Source organism: Anabaena lutea FACHB-196, assembly GCF_014698305.1.
GTDB classification, from domain to species: Bacteria; Cyanobacteriota; Cyanobacteriia; order Cyanobacteriales; family Nostocaceae; genus Anabaena; species Anabaena lutea.
This window is the reverse complement of the sequence record NZ_JACJST010000019.1, coordinates 92,628-115,247: the sequence shown is the minus strand read 5'-3', so window position 1 is coordinate 115,247 and position 22,620 is coordinate 92,628. Positions and strand designations below refer to the sequence as shown.

General features: G+C 39.2%; 27 protein-coding genes and 2 pseudogenes. 17 read left to right on the top strand and 12 right to left on the bottom strand.

The annotated features are described in order from the left end of the window. On the top strand, positions 1–313 hold a 313-nt coding region (locus H6G59_RS19275; RefSeq protein ID WP_199332077.1), incomplete at its 5' end, for a KOW domain-containing RNA-binding protein. Positions 314–406: 93 nt separating this feature from the next. On the opposite strand, the gene H6G59_RS19270 is transcribed toward H6G59_RS19275, so the two are convergent. The 3 genes and pseudogenes from H6G59_RS19270 to nifH form a co-directional block, all read right to left on the bottom strand. Next, positions 407–1,810 carry a site-specific integrase gene (locus H6G59_RS19270; RefSeq protein ID WP_190717253.1) on the bottom strand — a complete coding sequence of 468 codons (1,404 nt, stop codon included), beginning with the start codon at positions 1,808–1,810 and terminating at the stop codon, positions 407–409. Positions 1,811–1,905: 95 nt separating this feature from the next. Beyond that, positions 1,906–2,835, bottom strand: a complete 930-nt coding sequence (locus H6G59_RS19265) for a nitrogenase component 1 (protein ID WP_190717251.1) — start codon at positions 2,833–2,835, stop codon at positions 1,906–1,908. Positions 2,836–2,972: 137 nt separating this feature from the next. Continuing rightward, a pseudogene (gene nifH / locus H6G59_RS19260) lies at positions 2,973–3,434 on the bottom strand (nitrogenase reductase); the annotation flags it as partial. A gap of 110 nt (positions 3,435–3,544) precedes the next feature. On the opposite strand from nifH, the gene H6G59_RS19255 reads away from it, so the two are divergent. The 3 genes from H6G59_RS19255 to H6G59_RS19245 are packed head-to-tail and all read left to right on the top strand — an operon-like array spanning position 3,545 to position 5,967. Further along, entirely contained in the window at positions 3,545–4,972 is a 1,428-nt protein-coding gene (locus H6G59_RS19255) for a site-specific integrase (protein ID WP_190717249.1), read from the top strand. Positions 4,973–5,032: 60 nt separating this feature from the next. Then, positions 5,033–5,638, top strand: a complete 606-nt coding sequence (locus H6G59_RS19250) for a hypothetical protein (protein ID WP_190717247.1) — start codon at positions 5,033–5,035, stop codon at positions 5,636–5,638. After that, positions 5,614–5,967 carry a hypothetical protein gene (locus H6G59_RS19245; RefSeq protein WP_190717245.1) on the top strand — a complete coding sequence of 118 codons (354 nt, stop codon included), beginning with the start codon at positions 5,614–5,616 and terminating at the stop codon, positions 5,965–5,967. Before H6G59_RS19250 ends, H6G59_RS19245 begins: the two co-directional genes overlap by 25 nt. On the opposite strand, the gene H6G59_RS19240 is transcribed toward H6G59_RS19245, so the two are convergent. The 8 genes and pseudogenes from H6G59_RS19240 to H6G59_RS19205 form a co-directional block, all read right to left on the bottom strand. Then, positions 5,943–6,101, bottom strand: coding sequence for a hypothetical protein (locus tag H6G59_RS19240; RefSeq protein ID WP_190717243.1), 159 nt, complete (start codon positions 6,099–6,101; stop codon positions 5,943–5,945). The two genes, H6G59_RS19245 and H6G59_RS19240, sit on opposite strands and share 25 nt — an antisense overlap. Before the next feature lie 8 nt (positions 6,102–6,109). Then, on the bottom strand, positions 6,110–8,254 hold the full coding sequence (locus H6G59_RS19235; protein WP_190717241.1) for a WD40 repeat domain-containing protein: 2,145 nt from the start codon (positions 8,252–8,254) through the stop codon (positions 6,110–6,112). A gap of 253 nt (positions 8,255–8,507) precedes the next feature. After that, positions 8,508–8,942 (bottom strand): annotated as a pseudogene (locus tag H6G59_RS19230) (AAA family ATPase); the annotation flags it as partial. A 224-nt stretch (positions 8,943–9,166) separates the two neighbouring features. Next, complete coding sequence (nifU, locus tag H6G59_RS19225) at positions 9,167–10,081, bottom strand: Fe-S cluster assembly protein NifU (RefSeq protein WP_190717238.1); 915 nt, start codon at positions 10,079–10,081, stop codon at positions 9,167–9,169. A gap of 92 nt (positions 10,082–10,173) precedes the next feature. Further along, the gene (gene nifS, locus H6G59_RS19220) at positions 10,174–11,379 is read right to left on the bottom strand and encodes a cysteine desulfurase NifS (RefSeq protein WP_190717236.1); all 1,206 of its coding nucleotides are present in this window, start codon (positions 11,377–11,379) and stop codon (positions 10,174–10,176) included. Between the two features lie 98 nt (positions 11,380–11,477). Next, positions 11,478–11,816, bottom strand: a complete 339-nt coding sequence (locus H6G59_RS19215) for a DUF362 domain-containing protein (RefSeq protein ID WP_190717234.1) — start codon at positions 11,814–11,816, stop codon at positions 11,478–11,480. A 102-nt stretch (positions 11,817–11,918) separates the two neighbouring features. Continuing rightward, positions 11,919–13,379, bottom strand: coding sequence for a nitrogenase cofactor biosynthesis protein NifB (gene nifB / locus H6G59_RS19210; RefSeq protein ID WP_190717232.1), 1,461 nt, complete (start codon positions 13,377–13,379; stop codon positions 11,919–11,921). Positions 13,380–14,022: 643 nt separating this feature from the next. After that, positions 14,023–14,214, bottom strand: a complete 192-nt coding sequence (locus tag H6G59_RS19205) for a hypothetical protein (protein WP_190717230.1) — start codon at positions 14,212–14,214, stop codon at positions 14,023–14,025. A 240-nt stretch (positions 14,215–14,454) separates the two neighbouring features. On the opposite strand from H6G59_RS19205, the gene H6G59_RS19200 reads away from it, so the two are divergent. The 7 genes from H6G59_RS19200 to H6G59_RS19170 all read left to right on the top strand — a co-directional run bounded on the left by H6G59_RS19200 (position 14,455) and on the right by H6G59_RS19170 (position 17,920). Next, positions 14,455–15,432 carry an NAD(P)-dependent alcohol dehydrogenase gene (locus H6G59_RS19200; protein ID WP_190717229.1) on the top strand — a complete coding sequence of 326 codons (978 nt, stop codon included), beginning with the start codon at positions 14,455–14,457 and terminating at the stop codon, positions 15,430–15,432. A gap of 91 nt (positions 15,433–15,523) precedes the next feature. After that, positions 15,524–16,015, top strand: coding sequence for a DUF2141 domain-containing protein (locus H6G59_RS19195; protein WP_190717227.1), 492 nt, complete (start codon positions 15,524–15,526; stop codon positions 16,013–16,015). A gap of 92 nt (positions 16,016–16,107) precedes the next feature. Beyond that, positions 16,108–16,677 carry a Uma2 family endonuclease gene (locus tag H6G59_RS19190; protein ID WP_190717274.1) on the top strand — a complete coding sequence of 190 codons (570 nt, stop codon included), beginning with the start codon at positions 16,108–16,110 and terminating at the stop codon, positions 16,675–16,677. Between the two features lie 43 nt (positions 16,678–16,720). Then, positions 16,721–16,924, top strand: coding sequence for a type II toxin-antitoxin system HicB family antitoxin (locus H6G59_RS19185; protein WP_190717225.1), 204 nt, complete (start codon positions 16,721–16,723; stop codon positions 16,922–16,924). Then, on the top strand, positions 16,921–17,085 hold the full coding sequence (locus H6G59_RS19180; RefSeq protein WP_190717223.1) for a type II toxin-antitoxin system HicA family toxin: 165 nt from the start codon (positions 16,921–16,923) through the stop codon (positions 17,083–17,085). The genes H6G59_RS19185 and H6G59_RS19180 overlap by 4 nt, the downstream gene beginning before the upstream one ends. Before the next feature lie 149 nt (positions 17,086–17,234). Then, positions 17,235–17,519, top strand: a complete 285-nt coding sequence (locus H6G59_RS19175) for a hypothetical protein (RefSeq protein WP_190717221.1) — start codon at positions 17,235–17,237, stop codon at positions 17,517–17,519. Further along, positions 17,519–17,920 carry a type II toxin-antitoxin system VapC family toxin gene (locus tag H6G59_RS19170; RefSeq protein WP_190717219.1) on the top strand — a complete coding sequence of 134 codons (402 nt, stop codon included), beginning with the start codon at positions 17,519–17,521 and terminating at the stop codon, positions 17,918–17,920. The genes H6G59_RS19175 and H6G59_RS19170 overlap by 1 nt, the downstream gene beginning before the upstream one ends. 33 nt (positions 17,921–17,953) lie before the next feature. On the opposite strand, the gene H6G59_RS19165 is transcribed toward H6G59_RS19170, so the two are convergent. Beyond that, positions 17,954–18,490 (bottom strand): Uma2 family endonuclease, encoded by a 537-nt coding sequence (locus tag H6G59_RS19165; RefSeq protein WP_190717217.1) that lies wholly within the window; start codon positions 18,488–18,490, stop codon positions 17,954–17,956. Between the two features lie 629 nt (positions 18,491–19,119). Between H6G59_RS19165 and cysE the strand changes: the two genes are divergently transcribed. The 6 genes from cysE to nifT all read left to right on the top strand — a co-directional run bounded on the left by cysE (position 19,120) and on the right by nifT (position 22,602). Further along, a complete protein-coding gene (gene cysE, locus H6G59_RS19160) occupies positions 19,120–19,854 on the top strand; it encodes a serine O-acetyltransferase (protein WP_190717216.1) in 735 nt (244 codons plus the stop codon). 3 nt (positions 19,855–19,857) lie between these two features. Then, the gene (locus tag H6G59_RS19155) at positions 19,858–20,094 is read left to right on the top strand and encodes an Asr1405/Asl0597 family protein (protein ID WP_190717214.1); all 237 of its coding nucleotides are present in this window, start codon (positions 19,858–19,860) and stop codon (positions 20,092–20,094) included. Between the two features lie 311 nt (positions 20,095–20,405). Then, positions 20,406–20,603, top strand: coding sequence for a DUF2949 domain-containing protein (locus H6G59_RS19150; RefSeq protein ID WP_190717212.1), 198 nt, complete (start codon positions 20,406–20,408; stop codon positions 20,601–20,603). Between the two features lie 413 nt (positions 20,604–21,016). Further along, entirely contained in the window at positions 21,017–22,150 is a 1,134-nt protein-coding gene (gene nifV / locus H6G59_RS19145; protein ID WP_190717210.1) for a homocitrate synthase, read from the top strand. Next, positions 22,137–22,424, top strand: coding sequence for a nitrogen fixation protein NifZ (locus H6G59_RS19140; RefSeq protein ID WP_190717208.1), 288 nt, complete (start codon positions 22,137–22,139; stop codon positions 22,422–22,424). The genes nifV and H6G59_RS19140 overlap by 14 nt, the downstream gene beginning before the upstream one ends. Further along, entirely contained in the window at positions 22,399–22,602 is a 204-nt protein-coding gene (gene nifT, locus H6G59_RS19135; protein ID WP_190717206.1) for a putative nitrogen fixation protein NifT, read from the top strand. Before H6G59_RS19140 ends, nifT begins: the two co-directional genes overlap by 26 nt. Positions 22,603–22,620 lie beyond the last annotated feature (18 nt).

Below are 22,620 nucleotides of genomic sequence, written 5' to 3'. Positions count from 1 at the left end.
GGTTTACTACGGTACGAAAGATGAACAGGGTAAATTTAAAATCAAAACAATCCGAACAACTAAAGATGAAGTAATTGGTATTCTGCCAGGAGTGCCATCACAGGAAATTACAATCCAAATGATAAACATAGTGGCTTTGAAAGAATCGCCGCTGACAACTTTACAGGTCGGGGATGAGGTGGTAATTCTCACTGGGAAGAAGAAAGGACAGAAAGGCGTAGTTGAGCGAATCGACCTCTGCTGTTGGGTGAAGTTTCCGAAGGCAACAGTTGCTATTAGTTTCTACTCTCATCATTTGAGAAAATTAAAATAATAGCGATCGCCTTACTACATTTTTGGGGGAATAAACTTCCAAAAGCCTTACAGGTAATGGTTTTGGAGTGGCTACAAAAATACCGCAGCGCATTCACCCCAACACCTCAGACACCTGCTTCCTAGCCAGCGCACTTTTCAACAACTCAACCTCAGCCCTTAACCGGGCATTTTCTTCCTTTAGAACCTCAATATCATCCAGTTTATTAACAGCCAACTTGATAACTTTTTTCCGATTCTCCAAACTAAACCACTTCTGATAAACCTCAGTGTGAATCTCTACTGAATGCCCCAAATTATCAGCAGCAGCCTTAATTGGTACACCCATGATATGCGCTCTAATCGCCCAAGCGTGGCGTAAATCATATGGTGTAAAGGGAACGTTTACCCGTCTAAACCACGATGAACAATTAACTCTAATCGTGTTGATGTCAGTGAAACTGGTTCTACCATCAACCTGACTTTTCAACAGTTCCAAAAACTCAGGATTCTTTAAATCAAACAACTCAACCCAATCAGGATGTAGAGGTAAAGCCTCTCTATATCCTGTCTTCGTTTCCGGTGCAACCTTCCAAGTATTATCAACATTTTCAGAACTCAACCACCAATCAACCTCAGGATTTACAAATACTTCCCGTGGTCGTAATCCATATGTGGCAAGCATTCCATAAACCCACTGCCACATCTTCCAACTGTTTAAACAAGTTAGTTTGATAGTTCCTTTCCTAGAAACTGAATAGTTATAAAAATTCTGAAAATATTTAACCACATCCTCATCACTAGGAATATCCCTAGCTTGAGTTTGTGGTTTTTTAATTTTGATATTGTCTAAAGCAAAGGTAGTGATATTTAAGGTATTCCTGAGAACCTTCAAGGTTTTAACCGCATTTTGTTTCGCGTGTTCATTCTGTAAACTTGCTATTACCAAATCTATTGATTCCTGGTTTAACGGCGTGTCTAGTCCCACGTACCGCTTTAGATAATCTAAGTAGTAAGAGAATGTATGTTTACTTTTTTCCGTTAACTTGTGAGATTGAAAATATTTAATCTCAAAATCTTTTAAAGTATCGCCAACAGTTGAGATACCATCTTTAACTTTGGCAAGTTTACCTAAATATTTATCAGTCCACTCAAACTGCTTACGAGCAATTAACTTCCCTAACTCCTGCGCTTCCTCCTCAGCCGTCTTGACCCCATCCAAACTAGCGGGGATGCCAAGAGAAATTTTGTACTGCTTGTACCCGGTTCCATTACGGTCAACATCCCCAGACTTTACTGGTAAGGATGCTTGCAACTGAATAGAGTCCTTTGCCACTACCAAACCAACTTTTACCTTCCCTGCCTTGAGTCGAGTTTTAGCCTCAGCTAGAGCCTTTTGAAATTTCTTCTCTAAATGTTGTTGAGTTGCTGCCATCTGCTTTTGGATTCCTCTGTAACTACCATCAGTAGATGCAGGTGGCTCATACCCATCAAAAATGCCCTGATCAGAAATTTTCATTGGTGTCTTAAATTTGGCTTAAAATTTAGTCCATTTTCTGTCCCCTGGGAACACTGTTCAAGTTGAGCAAAGTTAGACGTGGACTAAATCATGGTTTACAACACCATTAACTCATGTTTTGTACAGGGTATACCGTAGGCCTCTTCCATGTGACGGCTGATGTAGTTCATCGAGCGGTAACAGTGGATGAGGTTCATCTTCACGTTGGGGGTCATCAACATTTCGTTGATTGTACCATCACCAGACCATTGAGCAACAACGCGCAAACCGATTTCTTCTAACAGAATCCGGCTGGCCCAAGCATCACCACCGATGTTGTAGTCACCAATGATGGCTACGTCATAAGGAGTGCTTTCAAACTTCAATGTACCGTCTTTCTTAGCTTTGTCGGCTCTGGGGAATACCCAGTCACGAATCATGTCGTTAGCGATGTGGTGTCCTAAAGACTGAGACACACCACGGAAACCTTCGCAACGGACAGGAATAACTGGCTTACCGATTGTTTTAGCTGTCTTCTTAGCTACTGCTTCGATGTCATCCCCAATTAGACCGATGGGACATTCAGATTGAATAGAAACCCCACGGTTTAAGGGGAATAATACATCTAATTCTTCAATTAACTTGGTGAGTTTCTTGTCTCCACCGAATACGATGTCGCGTTCTTGGAAATCAGAGGTGAAGTGCATGGTACCGAAGGTGTCAACACCTGTTGTACCAATGTAGTAGTTACGACGACCAGACCAAGACCAGTAACCGCAACCTACGGGACCGTGGCTGATGTGGATCATGTCCTTAATAGGACCCCAGACCACACCTTTAGAACCTGCGTAAGCACAACCACGAGCGGTCATTACACCAGGAAGAGATTTGATGTTAGATTTAACACCGCAATCTGCCTTACCTTCTTCGTATACGTTTAAGTGCTTTTCGCGCTTTTTAGCAGCTTTTTCGGGGTAAGCTTTGAGAACTTCTTTAACTAGTTCTTTTCTTTGTTCAACAATCTTCTTGTCATCTGGAGGAGTCATATTCTGTCTCTCTTGCTCCTAAGGAACGGGGATAGGGATGGAGTTTGGGGACTTAATGTCCCCTGTAGGGAGGAAAAGGAAGGTAAAAAGGAAATTATGTAGAGTTTTCCTTTTTCCTGTTCCTAAATGATTAATTACTACTTGGTAGCACCTGCGGGCTTACCAATGATTTCAGCGTGCTTGGTGTCATCATCAAGAATACCGAATTCAATCAACAATGCTTCCAACTCATCCATTTCAATTGGTGTGGGGATGGTGAGGTTCTTGTTGTTGATGATCTTCTTAGCTAATGCACGGTATTCATTACCCTGATCGCTATCAGGTGCGTACTCGTTAACTGTCATCCGACGCAATTCTGCGTGTTGAACGATGTTGTCGCGGGGTACGAAGTGAATCATTTGAGTGTTCAAACGTTCAGCCAAGGTTTCGATCAATTCGATTTCCCGGTCAACCTTACGGCTGTTACAGATCAAACCACCTAAACGTACTCCACCGGAGTGAGCATATTTTAAAACACCACGAGCGATGTTGTTAGCAGCGTACATCGCCATCATTTCACCTGATGTAACGATGTAGATTTCTTGTGCTTTACCTTCACGGGAAAGAGTAATAATGTTATTCTAATAGCCTGAAAATGTTTATCTTCTACAATGTTTGCCGTGATCATTGTTGTGAGTAAACAGTTTTTTTATTAGGGTAAATCTAGGGTATGGACAGAACACAGGAAGCATTTGCCGATTTTCACCAAACAGCTATTACCGATGGGGGATATTTAGGCAGAATGCAAGCAGTAGAAAATCAAGAAAATCATCTAACGGCAAAACTGACAACAGAATTAAAGGCAATTAATGCTAGACTAAAAGCCGCTAAGGTGAGTGTTTCTGTCAGAAAATCAGGTAATTCATTACAGTTAAGAACTACCCTCCCTATTAAACCAGGTGATGTTGATAAAAACGGTATCGGCACAAAGCAATATGATATTTCTTTGGGAATACCATTTAGTTTTGATGGTTTAAATACTGCGGAAGAAGAAGCTAATGAATTAGGAAGATTGATTGCCAGAAAACAATTTATCTGGACTGATAAATATTTAGGCAAAACTAGATTTAAAGCTAAATTCATCACAATCGGAGAATTGATTTCTGAGTTTGAGCAAAACTATTTTAAAACTAGAAAACGCACTCTCAAAAGTAACAATACATTTAATAGTTATTCCTATATTGCTAAAACACATTTGCCAAAAGATAAATTAGCCATAAATGCCAATTTTATTGATGCTGTGAAATTCTGCACTTCATCGGATAGTGTCAAAAATGAATTAATTAAGGTAATTAGGGTTTTGTGTAAATGTTCTGGTTTAGAAGTTCCAGAATTGAGTAATTTAAAAATAAAGGCTACTTCTCAACGTAAGCGTGATATACCTACTGACGCAGAGATAGAACAAGAATATCTGAAGTTTGAAAATTATGCTATTAATCGTTCTAGTAAGTTGATAACTAGGGAAGATAGAAATAATTGGCAACTTTGGCGTTGGGTATATGGGATGTTAGCAACTTATGGATTAAGACCAATTGAAATTTTTGTTAATCCTGATCTAGATTGGTGGTTATCATCAGAAAATACGATGAATACATGGCGTGTTAATGAAGAATGCAAAACTGGAGAAAGGGAAGCATTACCATTATATCCGCGTTGGGTAGAAACTTTTAATTTAAAAACAGATACAGAAGCAATTAATTTATTAAAAGCGAAAATTAAAGATAAAGTGACGAGTAGAGAAATCAACTCCGCACGACATGGTACAGATAGATGGTTTAGATTTGTCGGGATTCCTTTTCAACCCTATGATTTACGGCATGGTTGGGCAATTCGAGCGCATTTAATGGGGATTCCCATTAAAGCTGCTGCTGATAATTTGGGTCATTCTGTGAATATGCACACATCCATTTATCAAAAGTGGTTTAGTTTGGAAAATCGCAAGGTTGCAATTGAGGAAGCAATTAAGAAAAAATCGAAGGTGGAAGATTTACAGGATATGGTGATTAGATTGGAACAAGAAAATGAGAGGTTGAGAATTGAGAATGAACGATTGAAGTTGCAGATGAAACACAGTTTGATGAAAATTGAGTTAAGATAAGAGTTAGCCTTACGCAGAGGCGCAAAGAGTAATATTTTAAAATGGGGAATGTTACAAGATATGTCTTATAGTCAATTTACATCTATTGGTAAGGTTAAAGAAGCTTTTGGTTTAAAAACTCAGGAAGGTGGGCGTTTTATTCCTGTTATTGAAAAAATTGAACCATCTGCGACGCTAAAAGCATATCTTGAAGAAAGTTTGCCGCTGGCTGGTTCTGCTAGTGAAAAAGCACGTTCAGAAGGGATTATTTACCCAGTTTTGTTAGAAGTCAGAAGAATTTTAGATCGGCAAATTAGTTTATTTTCAGGTGAAGATTTTACAGTTGATGAGTCAGTGGGACTTAATGGAATTTGCGATTTTCTATTAAGTAGTTCTCCTGAAGTGTTAGAAATTGAAGCGCCTGTAATTGTCATTGTCGAAGCAAAAAAGGCTGATTTAAGAACTGGGCTTGGACAATGTATTGCAGAGATGGTGGCCGCACAAAGATTTAATGCTGCTAAAAATAATCCCCCTAGCGTTATTTATGGTGTAATTAGTAGTGGTACACAATGGCGATTTTTAAAGTTAGAGGGTGATACTGTTACTATTGATTTGATGGATTATGCTCTCCCACCTGTGGAAGAGATTTTAGGGATGTTGGTTTGGATGATGAAAAATGGGAGATAGTGAAGCGATCGCTCTCCATAACCCACAACACTGAAGAATACAGATTAAATGAACCGCGAAGACGCGAAGGACGCGAAGAAAGAAGAAGATTAGTATTCTTGCACTGGGAAGAGAGTATCAATGACATATCCCAAATGCGATCGCATCCCTACGACGCACATATCCCAAATGCGATCGCAAACCTCACCGCAAGTATCGCACTCCATAACCCAAAACACCGGAAATGCGATCGCTCTCATCACCCAAAACACCGGAAAAGCGATCGCTCTTATAAACCACAACATCAAAAAAGCGATCGCAAACCTCACTGCAAGTATCGCACTCCATAACCCAAAACACCGGAAATGCGATCGCTCTCACAACCCATAACACCGAAAATGCGATCGCACCTCACAACCCACACACCCAAAAAGCGATCGCATTCATAACCTACAACACCAGAAATGCTATCGCTCTCATACACTCATCAGGCTAAACCCTTTTTTGCTGCCACACTGAAATCGTGCCATTCTCATAACTACTTACTAAAATTTCTCCATTACCACTGAAATCAAGCGAAGTAACAGTATCACTCCTTAAGGTTTCTTCAAGGATACAAATCTCGCTGCCAGTTTTTATATCCCAAAGTCTAATACTGTCTGATCCAGTAAAAGCAGTAAAAGCCAGAATTTGCCCATTGGGACTGAAAGCCAAGCAACTTCCCCAAGGAATATGGTCACGATTAATAGTCTGTATTTTTTCTCCAGAACTAACTTCCCATAGGGTGATATTTTCATTTCCTGCAATTGCTAAAATTTCACCATCTGGACTGAACAGCACTGGATGTAGATCGTTAAAGTGAGGATAACTACCGTCAGGGTCATAAATATTGATATTACGAATCAACTTACCAGTTGCAAGCTCCCATATTCTAAACTTAGATGTAATAGACCTCAACTGATCATTAATATTCTTATCATCAATATGCCGAGTAGCAACAAGGCGTTTGTCTGGACTGAAGATAATTTGCGATGGTAACTGATATTGGAACTGATAGTCACCAACAAGCGTACAAACAGTTTGACCATTAGGAACTTGTAGAACTTTAATTTGTAACTTTGCACCATCTAAACTTGCAGATTTTTCACTAATTGCTAGTAAGTCTCCATACTGATTTAAATCTCTTGAACCCCAAGAAGGAAAGTTATAATCATCAGCATCAGGATCAGGTATCATTGCCTGAATTTCCCTACCTGTTGATATTTCCCATAGGACAATCTGTTTTCTATAAACACTAACTAAAAATTTACCGTCACGACTAAAGGTGATTTTTCGAGCATAATCCGGATGAGACTTAGATTCAAAGGAACGAAGGAAAGATCCAGTCTGTGTGTGCCAGAGTCTAATCATGTAATTGTCGCCACTACTAGCGATCATCTTTCCATCAGGACTAACAGCTACTTGGTCACGTTCAAAATTAAAACCACTACAGGACAGCCTAACGGCTGATACCACATGACCAGCAAAGGTTTTAATTTTTTTCCCACTGTTGACATCCCACAGAGTAATCCCGCTATTGTTGTCACCGTGTCCAGTAGCTAAAGTTTGTCCATCTGGACTAAATACAAGACTTCTGATAGGTTGTTTGGAAACGCTGGTAAAAGTATGAATCGCTGTAGGTAGTTCTGATAATCCCTTTTTCAGTTCCCATAAGGTAATTGTGCCATCATTGTCACCACTTGCTAAAAGCTGATCATTAGGACTGAATGCAAGGGATACAATTTTTTTTGGCTGTATTGAGCTAAATTCCTTGTCTAATTCTAGGCTTTTTAGTAAACTCTTATACATTTCCATTTCAGACAGCTTAGGGCTGAAAATCAGGAGAAATTTATTGAAAGCAGAAGATATAAATGTTTTTAAACCCACAGATTTTTTCTCTACAGATTCTTCCTCTGCAAGTTTTTTATCTACAAAGTCTTTCCATTCAACGATTTTTGGAAACCTGCAAATTTCTTTACCCGTAAGAGTTTCTGACAAAACAATAACTGTTTTCTGATCAGATCGAGAGTTATTATCTTGAGAATTACTAGCTAAAATTTGACCATCTGAACTCAACGCAATAACACCAGTATATTTATTGAATGCTGTAATATTTGGCACTGTGATACTACAAAGCTCTTTCCCTGTTTCGACTTCCCACAGTGTTATTGTTTCATCGTCCCCCCCCACCCAGATTAAACTGGCAGAGATTTTTCCATCTGAGCTAAACTGACGGCTATAACTACCCCTTCGCTTGTACCCAAAAGAAAAAGCATGAGTTACTTTTCCAGTGGATGTTTCCCACAGCTTGATGATGACAGGGTATTCATTGGTTGAGACTGCTATTTTCAAATTGCAAAACAAAAAATCCATCCCTCCGTCAACTTTTTGAAGATCAGCCCAATTAGCGGTATAGAGTTGTTGACCAGTTGCTACATCCCAGAGTTTGATTGTTTCAGTTGATCTGTTATGGAAGCTGGCTAATATTTTTCCATCAGGACTGAAGGCAATTTGATCTACATAGTTGGAAGAAGTGGGTAAACATTCCCAAACTTGATTGTTATTTTCAGAATGTGGTGGTTGTGTATTTGAGTCCATAAAGATAAATTCTCCTCTCTGTTGGTAGATACTGATCCTTGCTAAATCTAATTATAAATCACCAAATTAGTAACTCATTTATCAAAAATCATGTATCCCTATTGACACTAGGGACAAAATAGGGTAAATAAAAGAATAAAAACAAAACAAAATGCCCATTTACCAAAAATTTCCCAGGGCAAAAATAGGGCATAAAAAACCAAAATCCTCAAACAATAGCATTAACAAAAACCCTAGACAAAATAGCTTAATCTTCACGGATAGGCATAGCAAAACCACCACATACAACGTCACCTAATACGTCGTAAGATACGAAATCTAAGTCTTGGTAAGCGCCGTTTTCTTCTAGGAAGTTAATAGCGGTGATGATACCACGACCTGCACAACCTACACCGGGTTCTGGACCACCAGATTCTACGCACTTAACACCACGGAAACCGGTCAACATTACTTCGTGGAGTTCCAAATCTTCAACAGCACCTCTTTCAGCAGCCAAGGAAAGAACGGTGGTTTGAGCCTTGGAGTGAAGCATCAAACGGGTAGAGTCAGCTTTAGGGTCGCAACCTACGATCATGATGCGTTGACCCATTTCAGCCATTGCTGCGAGGGTGTTTTGAGAGGTGGTAGATTTACCGATACCGCCCTTGCCGTAGAAAGCTATTTGTCTAATACTTGCGTCAGTAGTCATTGTTCGTGTTTTCCTAGAATTGGTTGGTGTTTTGTCTTTCGTTTTTTGGTTCTCACGGCCAAGTTCTACGGCGGTGAGCGTGTGTAGAACGTCGCTATGGAGGCGATCGCTCTACAGAATTTAGAATCAGTGTTGAGTGCATTGTATTTATTGAGTTGTGAGGATTTCTGGTTGTTTGATGGGCGTTGAAAACCCTGGTCTAGGAGGGCGGGGAGACCCCGCCCCTACACTGCTTCGACTATGATTTCTTTGTTGATGCGATCGCGTAATCTCGCTTCAATCGCAACTTTCAATGTGGCTGTGCTGCTGGAACATGAACCGCAAGCACCTTTGAGAATAACTTGTACTTTATTGCCTTCTATATCGTAGAGTTCTACATCTCCACCGTCGGCAATTAATACAGGTCGGACTTCTTCATCTAATACTTTTTGAATCAGGGCAATTCTTTGCACATTAGTTAATGGTCTTTGTTGCCCCCCATTCAACATTGAACTAGCAATTTCTGTAGTAGCTTTCACGCCGTTGGTGTTGAGAGTTTGATTGGCGGTTTCTTGCTTTACTTCTCTTATTATATCATCAATTTTCGTTAAACAGGAACCGCATCCGCCACCAGCTTTTACATAATTTGTTACTTGCTCTGCACTGAGGAGATTATTTTGTGCAATAGCCTTTCTAATCTTGGTATCAGTGATACCAAAACAGCTACAAATTAGTACACCTTCGTCATCATCATCATGGGCAGCTAAAGGAATGCCTCGATAATTATAGATAGCAGCTTCTAGAGCTTCTTGACCCATAACTGAGCAGTGCATTTTCGCTTCTGGCAAACCGCCCAGATAATCGGCAATATCTTTATTAGAAACCTTTAAGGCTTCATCTAATGTTAAGCCTTTTACCATTTCGGTTAAAGCACTGGAAGATGCGATCGCACTGGTACAACCAAAGGTTTGAAACCGAGCATCGAGAATCTTATCAGATGCAACTTCCACTTTTAAATGCAATCTGAGAGCATCACCGCAAGCAATACTACCTATCTCTCCAGTTGCAACCTTAACACCAGCTTCACCTGTTTCTTCAATTGCACCCTGGTTTTTGGGATCGTAAAACAATTCTAATACTTTATCTGTGTAGTCCCACATGGCTAATTTTGGATTTTGGATTTTAGATTTTGGATTATAAGAACTAATTGAGGATTGAGTAGGGGTTTAGCATTGCTAAACCCTGACAAGATTTAGGAGACTTTTACTAATGATTGTTGTTGTAACCAACCGGCATTATCATTTTTGAAGGGAGATAAAGCGCGGAGACGTTCAACAATTTCTGGCATAACTGCAATAACTTGATCGATTTCAGCTTCTGTGGTGTAGCGACAAAGACTGAAACGAATCGAACCATGTAAAGTGGTGTAGGGTAAACCCATCGCTCTTAAAACATGGGAAGGTTCTAGAGAACCAGAAGTACAAGCAGAACCAGAAGAAGCACAAATACCGTATTTATTTAAGGAGAGCAGAATTGCTTCACCTTCAATATATTTGAAACCAATATTTGTGGTATTTGGTAATCTATGACTAGGATCACCGTTGACTTCACAATCGGGAATTTTAGCAAGGAGAGCTTTTTCCAAGCGATCGCGCAACCGACTTTCTCTCTTGGTTGCCTCTTCTAAATGTAGCATTTCCAGTTCCGCAGCTTTACCCAGAGCAATAATTCCGGGAACGTTCTCTGTACCTGCTCTGCGTCCCCGTTCTTGGTGTCCACCCAGGAGGAAAGGACGGAACCGAACTCCACGACGCACATATAGAACACCAATGCCTTTAGGTGCGTGGATTTTGTGACCAGATATAGTTAACATATCTATGGTGCTGGTCTTCATGTTCAAGGGTAATTTACCTACCGCTTGGACTGCATCGACATGGAAGATAGCGCCGTATTCCTTAACTCTAGCACCAATCTCTTCAATTGGAAAGATAGTGCCGGTTTCATTATTGGCATACATCACGCTCACCAAAGCGGTGTTACCTGTTAGGGAAGCTTCCAGTTCATTTAAATCTAACTGTCCCTTCGCATTTACTGACAAATAGGTAACAGTATAACCTTGGGTTTCTAACTGTTTGCAGACATTCAAAACTGCGGGGTGTTCTACCTGAGTTGTGATGATGTGGCGTTTTTCTGGTTGAGCTAATAATGCACCACGAATAGCAGCATTATCTCCCTCAGTTCCACAACTAGTAAAGATAATTTCTGATTCTTCTGCTCCTAATAAAGCCGCAACTTGTTCTCTGGCTATTTTCACGCCTTTACCAAGTTGTCCACCAAAACTGTGCATACTAGAAGGATTACCGTAATAATCCGTCAGATAAGGCAGCATCGCCTCTAAAACTGCTGGATCTACTTTGGTGGTAGCATTGTTATCGAGATAGATGCAATTCTTTTGCATTTTAGTCATTAAGTTATTAGTTATTAGGTAATGGGTGATTGGTAATGGGTGATTGGTAATTGGTAAAAACCTCTTCCTAGTCCCCAATTCCCAATCACTTAAATCACTACTTGATGCTTTTGCAATTGTTCAGAGAATTTCTGGGAATAAGTATTCCGCCAACGTTCCCAGTAATCTTGTTTATTTGTCAACTTTGCTAAGACGCGGTTGTAATTAGCAAACCAACCTTCCCAATAATCGCCTGATTGTTTAACGCAACCATGAGCAGTGGGACAACCGGCTTTACATTGAGGTACAGTGTGAATGCTGCCAACACAGTTTGTGCAAAGTTCAGAGTCAATCCAGTGAATACCGTCAACTACTTTAATTGCACCGGTGGGACAAACAGACAAACAAAGCTTGCAGGAAATACACTGGCTAGTAATTTTATAAGCCATAATTATTTGCCTTTGTGTGAATTGGTGATTGGGTACTGGGTACTGGGTACTGGGTATTGGGAAAAGTTTCTTTCCTAATCCCCAGTCCCTATTCCCCAGTCCCTATTCCCCAGTCGCTACATATTGCTCGTAAAACTCTAAAGCAACCTTTTCAATTACGTCGTAAGCTTCAACAGTCTGTATCCCGGCTTCGTGCAGTTTCTCTTTAGGACAGTTACCGATTTTGGATACCAAGACTGCTTTACAATCTGCGATCGCTTTCATGATATTATCTGCGGTGGCTTCTTCGCTGTAACCACCTTGACAATATTGGTCAATCTTGCGATGACTGACAAAGCGCACTTCCTTACCATCAACTTCATACACTTGGAATTCTTTAGCGTGTCCGAAGTGTTGGTTAACTAATCCACCACCTTTTGTCGCTACTGCAACTAAGATTTTGGGTTTGTTTTGTAGAGATTTACCATTGTTACTCTCTACAGCAGTTGCTTTGGCTTTATCTTTAGCTGCTTTAATTTCTTCTCTAAATTTCTCAATACCTTCGTGAACTTCTTGGCGTGTTTCCAAGTTATATTCTGGAGCCATTTCCAAGAATTTATCTTTGGTGAATTCTTGGCTGCGGTCTTCTCCTAATAATCCTACCGCATCTGCTCGGCACTGACGACAGTGACGCATCATTTTCATGTTACCAGAACAGTTGTCTTGAACTTCTTTGAGTTCTTTACCTGTGGGTCCCCGTTGACCGGTTAAACCAAAGTGTGTACCATGTTCCGGTGCAGAAATCAGCGGCATGATGTTGTGCAAGAATGCGCCTCTCTCACGAATTGCTTTGTTAACTTCTACCAAATGTTTGTCATTAACTCCAGGAATCATCACGGAATTAACTTTGCACAAGATATCAGCTTCTTTGAGAGCTTGCAAACCTTCCAACTGCTTTTCTAGGAGAATTTTTGCTCCTTCCACGCCTCTATAACGCTTACGTTTGTAATGAACCCAAGAATAGATTTGTGCGCCTATTTCTGGGTCGATGGTATTAAGGGTGATAGTAACGTGATCTATATTTAATTGTTTGATGCGATCAACATATTCTGTTAACATCAAACCGTTAGTAGATAAGCACAGTTTAATATCTGGTGCTTTGTCTGCGATCAATTCAAAAGTACGGAAGGTTTTTTCTGGATTAGCCAAAGGATCACCAGGCCCCGCAACTCCCAAAACAGTCATTTGGGGAATTTTACCCGCAATTACCAACACTTTATGTGCGGCTTCTTCAGGTGTGAGCAACTCACTTACCACTCCAGGGCGACTTTCATTAGCACAGTCATACTTGCGGTTACAATAGTTGCATTGAATATTACAAGCTGGTGCAACTGCAACGTGCATCCGGGCGTAGTGATGATGAGCTTCTTCACTATAGCAGGGATGTTTGGCGATGCGTTCTATAAGTTTTTCGTCCATTTCTGGAGTTGTGCTGCTATCGCAACCACAATTACCAGATTTAGCTGGGGTGATAATGGATTCCTGATTGGAGGAGGTGAGAATGTTTGTAGCAGGTAGTGTCATTGAATTTCGCAAGGTCGGTGGACTAGAGAGCCACTGTGGGAGATGCTGTTACTACTGCCAATGCCTATGAACTGAAGTCGCGTCTTATACTCATTTTGTTTGCAGGAGTATGATACTAATTGTGGATTATTTAGTGTTATTTGAGATCATGGCAAAAGTCATTAATTAAGACTTTTGATCCAAAATCTAAAATCTAAAATCCAAAATTTCTCCAAGGTTCGGCTGGTGTGTGTCAACGTTTGGGTCTGGGGTAGACTTTGTGTGTACAGCCGCGACTTCCATTCACTTCAGGCATGGTGCTATCTCATCCCTCCACTCACTTTTGGCTTCTAACTTTGTTAAGGAGCGTTAAGTGATTGGCGATAAATGATTTATAGCAGCCGTTTCTAGATAGGTGGTTGGGCTGTCTAGGATAGGATTTATTGGATATATTATGTTTGTACTCAAATCTATAAACCCCAATCATTGCCAGGGTTACAAAAATTAAATAAAATTTTTTCGGGTAGAGGTTCTAGTATTTTTCAGTTGGGGTACGAGTATTTTTCGAGTGGGGTTCAGGATTTCTTTGTACTCAGTCAAAACCCTATATCTGTCAGGGATTGGGCAACATTTTGGTTTGTTTTAAGCTACATTAATCATGTACTCAAACACTTCTCAAATCCTGCTGAAAGCCATAATTTGCAAGGGATTTGAGGTGTAAATCTGGAATAGAAAACGTTGTCATAGTCCAGATATCTGCCAATTTATATTCTGTATCCAACATATCATTTTTTTTGAGATAAAAATGCAGTTCATATTTTTTTAAGCTTTCGATGATTAATGATGTGAATTGCACTTCTAACCTATGTTAAATAAGCATTCTGGCTTTAATACAATGATAACTCTTAATGCAGATCATTTGCAATAAATTTAATTTTTAATATCAGTTTTTATCGGTTTGACGTTCTTAAAGCTGTTCGGGAATGATAAATAATGTCAATTTAAGGAATTGGAAATAGCAAAAAAATTAATCGTTCTGAACTTTTGGCATCGCTACACTATATATATGGCGAACAAGTCAAACAGGGGAAATGTAATGAAAGCTGTAGTTATCCGTCGCTATGGTTCTGCTGACGTGTTGCAGTATGAAGAGGTGGAACAGCCGAAAATCAAGCCTGAGCAGTTACTTGTGAAGGTTCACGCTAGTAGTGTTAATCCCATTGATTGGAAAATCCGCCAGGGAATGTTGAGTTTATTAACGAGAAACCAATTCCCAATGATTCTGGGGTTTGATGTAGCTGGGGAAGTGGTGGAAGTTGGTTCGCAAGTGACGCGCTTTAAAGTAGAAGATGCTATTTATGGCAGCACTAGCTTTCCTGGGGGCGCTTATGCAGAATTCGCTGCTATCCCGGAAAATTTTGCGGCTCCCAAACCCACAAATATGAGTTATGAAGAAGCAGCCACTGTACCTTTAGCGGCGCTAACGGCTCTACAAGCCCTGCGAGACTTGGGAAATATCAAATCAGGTCAAAAGGTATTGATTAATGGCGCATCGGGCGGTGTAGGCATTTTTGCGGTGCAAATTGCTAAAGCTTTGGGGGCTGAAGTGACAGGCGTTTGCAGTACTAGAAATTTGGATTTGGTGAAATCTTTGAATGCAGATTTAGTGATTGACTATACGCAACAGGACTTTACAGAAGGTAATGTGCAGTACGATATTATTTTTGATGCTGTTGCCAAACGAGCATTTTCTAATTGCAGAAAAGTTTTAAAGCCAAATGGGGTTTATGTGTCCACGTTGCCTAACCCGGAAGTGATTGTGCAGAGTTTTTTAACTATGTTTCTGCCTGGTCAAAAGGTAAAATTTGTGTTGGAAAGACCTAATAGCAAGGATTTGGTTTATTTAAAAGATTTGATTGAAGCGGGTAAAATGGGAACTGTGAGCGATAGCGAAGCGCTCCGTAGGAATCGCACCTATCCTTTGCAAGAATTGGTAGAAGCTCATCGGTATAGTGAAAGTGAGCGTGCGGTGGGAAAAATTGCGATAGTGACGCTTGCCGCAGTTTCTGGTTAAATCGAGATTTTTGGTCTATTAGCGACAATAAAATCCCAAATAACAATATTTTTTGTTAAAATACTAGTTGTATTTAATACAGGATAAATTAATGAGGCAACATTTAAAAATTGCGTTACGCACAGCATCAATCCAGGGGCTGATATTGTTACTCCCTATTTTGGGAAATTTATTCTATTTAACTGGTGCCAGAGCAGATTTTAAGAGTAATCTCACAGTTAATGTGGATGGACTGAAAAACCAAACCGGAAAAATTTGCGCTAGTCTTTTTTATCAAAGCAAAGGATTTCCTAGTGACAGTAAAAAAGCTTTACAATCCCAATGTGTTGATATCACAGAAAAGCCTCAAAAATTGATTTTCAAGAACTTGAAAGCAGGCAATTATGCCGTTGCATTGATTCACGATACCAATGCAGACGGTATCCTCAATAGCAACTCTTTTGGTATTCCTACAGAAGGTTTTGGTTTTTCCAACAATCCATTGATTCTGACTGGCCCACCCAAGTTTAATAACGCGGCTGTTTTAGTAGCTGGTACTAACACTGATATTCAGGTTCAGTTGCAATACCTTTTGGGTGGCTAATTTAAATATTGGCGTTGCATAATGACAATATAAATTCAGCAATACCCAAATATTCTTGTTGTCCTAAAAACAATGTAATCAATTAAAACATGATGATTACCACCGTTGAGCGTCGTTATAGTTTGGATGAATATCGCGTCATTGAAGAAAAAGCGGAAGGACGCAGCGAATATCGTGATGGAGAAATTGTACCAATGCCTGGAGGATCACTCAACCACAGCCGTATCAGTGGAAATATATTTGCTTTTCTGAAGTTTCTTCTCCGCGATACTCAATTTGAACCAATTAACAGCGATTTACGGTTATGGATTCCTGAACATAAACGCGGAGTATATCCAGATGTGATGGTTTTTGAAGGTGAACCGCAACTAAATGAAAATCGCACAGATGAAGTTTTAAATCCTATTTTAATTGTTGAAGTATTATCCCCCTCCACAGCAGATTATGACCGTCAAAGTAAGTTTCGGATGTATCGTTCAATTCCTAGTTTTTGTGAATATTTATTAGTAGAGCAAGATGAACCTTTTATAGAAAAATATAGTAAGCAATCTCAAGGTTGGTTATTGAGTGATTTTAATGATTTAGAAAAATCTATTTCTTTAGAGTCAGTTGGGGTTGAATTACCAATGGCGGAAATTTATCGCGGTGTTATTTTTGACTGAGAAATCTTGCTAAAATCATTATAAATTGCATTGTTTGAAAAATATGAAGCTAACAGTAATTCTAGAACCTAGTGATGAAGGTGGCTATACCGTTTATGTTCCCTCCTTACCTGGTTGTATCAGCGAGGGAGAAGATGTAGACAAAGCATTAGAAAATATTAAAGAAGCTATAGAGTTATATCTTGAACCCGTAGAACATGAGTTTTCCTCTCAGGAAGGTATTATTGTTCGAGAGTTAGTTCTATGACTAAAGTTCCTAGTCTTTCATACACTCAAATCATAGCTGCTCTAGAACGAGATGGATGGCTTGTGGTTCGTCAACGCGGTAGCCACATTAGACTAGAAAAACTACTGCCTGATGAAGTCCTTAAATTGACAGTTCCGGCTCATAAACCTAGGATAAAATAATTCGCTGTTGTTGAAAGATATTAAACTGTTATTGACTAAAGTCTAAATAGATATTTGGGGTCTTTTAATTTCTACGGTGATTTATTATTTGCCTTTTTCCGCTGTACGCAATCAATGTTATAATAACATTAATTCTTGAGTATCCTGTTATGAGCCAAATTCTAACTCTGGAACTGAGTGATAAGATAGCGATCGCTATTCAGCAACAAGCTAATAATGTCGGTATTTCTCCAGAAAGTTTAGCAACAGCATTGCTAGAACAGCATTTTAGCCAAGTTTTGCCAGTATCTACAGATGTGCAAAAAGAATTAGCACAGGCAAAATTTGAGCATCATTTTGGCACACTCAATATCTATAGTAGTACAAATATTGATAATGAAAGCATTGATGCAGATTTAGCAAGAGAGTATGCTAATAACCACGAGGACGATTAATGCTAATTGATACCTCCGGGTTACTTTGTTTACATTATCCAACTGAGCCACTTCATAGTCTAGCTTGTACTGCATACAAAAAGGCTACAGTTAGACTAACTCACAGTTACATCATTGCTGAATATGTTGCTTTAGCAAATGCCAGACGCTTTCCTCGCTCATCCATACTTGCTTTTGTTGTTGACTTATTGGATAACCCAGATATTGAAACGGTTTGGATTAATGAATCATTGTACAGAAAAGCAATTGAGCTATTGATGATAAGGCAGGATAAAAGTTACTCTTTATGCGACTCCATTAGCTTTGTACTGATGCGTGAAAGAAGTATTAACGAAGCTTTAACAACAGATCGACACTTTGAGCAAGAAGGCTTTATTCGTTTACTGCATCCAAAATCATAATAAACATATTCATTATTTTAATATATCAAAATATCATCGTTGCTGAGTCATTGCCATCACGGTTGCGACAGTCAATTCTAAAATATTGCCAAGGCTGGGGAGTGTATCATTATCGGCATAAACGAGTGGTAATTCTTGATTTTCCCAAACCCAGATTTGCTTTCTTTGAATATCAATTAACCAAGCAATCTGTGTCCCGTTACTCAAGCAATGCAGGATTTTGTGTTGTATATCTAAGGTGCTTTGGTCGGGGGAGCGAATTTCAATTAACCAGTCTGGTGAACCTTGTAGCGGTCCATCTTCATCAGTAAGACGTTCACTCTTAACAACCGCAATATCAGGTACAGGAGACATGGGCGGTACGATACACCGGAGTTCTTGGATAGCTTCGTAGGCTGTAGTTTGGCTGTTGATGGCGTTAACAAGGTTACGTTGGAGGCGGGAATGAAACAGCGTTGGCATGGGCTTTTGCTGGGCTTGTCCCTGGATAAACTCCCAGGCAGGAGAGGCTTCAATATTGGGTTGCCCAAGAAAATTTTCTAATGGGCTAGTGAGGGTAGTAAATTGCATAGTTGCTATTATTTATTGTTCACATTTTTGGGAAGTTCAGTAAATTCAATCTTTCCTTTTTAATAAATGCAACATGGAATATTCTCATCCTGTAAATCCTTTAATCCTGGACATCCTGATTCAGACAAAAATTATAACACAAGATAACTCAATAACATCCATCTCCCTATAGTTCTATTTTGTATTTCCACATACAGCAAACAAATCCTAAAACAAAATAAAGAAATCGCTTTTTTGACTACCAAAACCCTACACTAATAATAGTAGCTGAGTATACAGAAATCCAAGTTGTAATCCCTTCTACCTGCTTCGTTTAGGCAATGAGTACAACTGAATATATAGCCAATTATCTTGCCTAAATCGCTGTCAAGCCTCACAGGTAAAGAGATTTATCTTGAGTACAAAAAAACTGAATCCCTACCCCAGAAATACCAGTACCCCTGTTATAAAAAGCTAGTACCCCTACCCCAACAGAAAATGTAAAGTTCTGTTAAATAGGGGTTTAAACCTATTGAGTACAAACGTAATAAATTTAATAAATCCAATCGGTATCTGCGGTTGTGTCTGCTTTCGAGTCACCTGATATAAGCATAAAAATACAACATGGCTCTTTTAACCAGACAGTACCGATGCAACAGTCTTTAGACAGTATTAGTAATACCACAACTGCAATTACAGACTTGCGGAAAAATCAACGTTCTGGAGGTTTTTGGGAGCCATTAATGAGCGATTTTCGCATCATTTTTGAGCGTGATCCAGCAGCACGTAATTGGTTAGAGGTAATATTTTGTTACCCTGGATTTCATGCTCTGTGTTTACATCGTCTCGCGCACTGGTTACACCTCCGTAAAGTGGGTTTTATCCCACGTTTTATTTCTCACTTGGGACGGTTTTTCACAGGTATTGAAATTCACCCAGGTGCAGAAATTGGCAAAGGTGTATTTATCGATCATGGCATGGGTGTTGTGATTGGTGAAACTGCCATTGTGGGAGATTATACGCTAATTTATCAGGGTGTAACATTGGGTGGAACGGGGAAAGAAAGCGGTAAACGTCATCCCACTTTGGGTAATAACGTTGTTGTGGGTGCCGGTGCGAAAGTTTTGGGAAATATTCAAATTAGCGATCGCGTCCGTATAGGTGCAGGTTCAATTGTCTTAGGTGATGTTCCTCCAGATTCCACTGTTGTGGGAATACCTGGACGCATTATTTCCCATAAACAAACCAAACGTCTCTCTCCTTTAGAACATGGAAAACTTCCTGATGTTGAAGCAGGTATAATTCGTTCTTTGCTTTCCAGAATTGAGAAACTTGAACAACAACTGCAAACCCTGACAAATCATCAGCAGCACGAGGATAGTTGAATTATGTTTTCACTAGGAGAACAAGTTTTGCAAATTCCTTTGAGCGATAGATGGCAAATTTATCACCGTTTGCAAGAGTTAATGATTACTTGTTCTTGTCCTCCAGATGGTTCTTTGCGAGTCCAAATCAACAGTTTGCAAGAAGCCATTCTTGTCCGCAGTGCAGTTATGCAATTTCTAGCTTCTCGCTGTGAGTTAGTGACATGGTTAGAAGATTGTTGGCTTCACAGTATTGAGTAAAAAGTGTGTGAGTAATCACACTTTACAACTTCTAGAATGTCTAATCAAGAGAATATCAGAGCATAATTCATGATGCAAGCATGATTCAGACTCTGAAAACCTCAAAGTTATTGTTCACTCACAAATTAGCTTGCAGACTGAAGAGAATTAACCTAAGCTTAGGTTTCACTCACTTTGCCAAATCTGCTAAATCTACTAAATCTAAAAATTCTCTGACATATTTCATTTCTGAATAGAGTGAAATTAGCAACTAGCGCTGGGGATGGAATTTGAGAAATTATTGTCTAACTTGATATTTTCAACGTCAAATTATGGTACAGCGCAACAGCGATAAGAAATTACTTCATTTTTTGCATAATGAACTGGAACTTTCAAAAGCGGATATTGCTGTCGCATTACGACATCGTGAGTTAGATAGAGGACCAATACCGATGCTACTTTGGCAATATGGTTTTATTGATTTAGATCAGTTAGAAAAGATTTTTGATTGGTTAGCAGAACACGCTTAAACAATTAAAAATTAAAAAATCAAAAATTAAAAAACTTAGGGAATTCTACAAGTATTCTGAATCCTGAATTCTTACAAATGAGGCTACTACTATGATTGCTACTTTAATTGCTGGACTGAGTATCTTATTGTTTACAGGACTTGCTAATAGCTATATTAGCTACCAGCTATTTGTAGAACATCCAAATCAGAGCCGGAAAAAATCTTCTTAAATTATACCAAGATTTGGTTTTCTGTCATACAGATGTGGTGTGAGTTATTGAGCAATAATTAAAGTTCATAACCCCTGTTTAATAACTAGCGCTATTTTTAGTAGTTCAAATTGAAATTTTAATATTTGTTTTATATCTATTATTACTAGGGATTGTAGGGTTAAAGAGTATTAGTAAAAACTCCGCTAGAGGAATATTTGAGATGAGTCAAATCATTATTAATGATACTACATTACGTGATGGCGAGCAAGCAGCAGGTGTTGCTTTTAACCTAGAAGAAAAAGTAGCGATTGCTCAATTTCTTGATGCCATTGGTGTACCTGAATTAGAAGTCGGTATTCCCGCAATGGGAGAAGAAGAAATACGTGCAATTACAGCAATTGCTAACTTAGATTTAGATGCGAAATTACTCGGTTGGAACCGCGCTGTTATATCAGATATAAAAGCTTCTATCGCTTGTGGACTTCAACGAGTTCATATTGCTATTCCCGTTTCTGGTATTCAAATTGCTGCTAAATTTCATGGTCAATGGAGAGTAAGTTTACAAAGACTAAAAGACTGTATTAGCTTCGCAGTTGATAATGGTCTTTGGGTTGCAGTTGGGGGAGAAGATTCTTCTAGAGCAGATGAAAATTTCCTCGAAGATGTGGCATTATATGCTCAAGAATGGGGTGCATCAAGATTTCGTTTTTGCGATACAGTTGGAGTTCTTGATCCTTTTGGAACTCATCTAAAAGTTAAGCGGTTAGTATCTACTTTATCAATTCCCGTAGAAATTCACACCCATAATGATTTTGGTTTAGCAACTGCTAATGCTATTGCTGGGATAAAAGCCGGAGCCGTTTCCGTTAATACCACCGTTAATGGTTTAGGAGAAAGAGCCGGAAACGCAGCTTTAGAAGAAGTTATTATGGCTCTAAAATGCATCTATGGTGTTGATTTAGGGATTAAAACCCGACACTTATTAGAACTATCTCAATTGGTAGCTGCTGCATCAGGTGCTAATGTTCAACCTTGGAAAGCAATTGTCGGTAAAAATACCTTTGCTCATGAATCTGGTATTCATGCTCATGGTGTATTACAAAACCCAGAAACTTATGAACCCTTTGCTCCTGAAGAAGTAGGTTGGGAAAGAAGTTTAGTCATAGGTAAACATTCTGGACGGCATTTAGTATCTAATTTGTTAGAACAATATGGCATCTTTTTGAATTCAGAAGAAACCCAATCTATATTAGATGCAGTACGTCAACAATCAACACTAAAAAAACGTAGTCTCACTACAGAAGAACTGTTGAATCTAGTACGTGAACAGAGGTATTCTCATGCAGCGCGATGAATTAGAACTGGACTTACCCCCCGCTTTTGAAATTGGTCAAAAAGTACGAATTCGTAAATTGATCAAAAATGATGGCACCTTTCCTGGTCAAGACATTGGTGCAGTTTTGGCTCAAAAGGGAGACATTGGTTATGTGGCAAGTATAGGCACATTTTTACAAAATACCTATATATATGCTGTGCATTTCTTAGATACAGGGTTCGTCATCGGTTGTAAAAAGAAAGAACTAGAAATTGTTGAGGAAAATAATGAAAGTAATGCTACGAATGAATGATGCTGGTACTTTAGTTGTTTACGTTGCTAAAAAAGACCTTGAGGAAGAAGTTATAAAACAAACTGATAGTGATGCAGGTAAGGTTCTCACTTTAGCTAATGGTTGGGAATTAGAATTTAGTGAGTTACCAGCTACAGAAAAATTACCCCTCACTGTAGAAGCTAAACGCCTCTCTTAGAAATTTGATGGTAGGGAG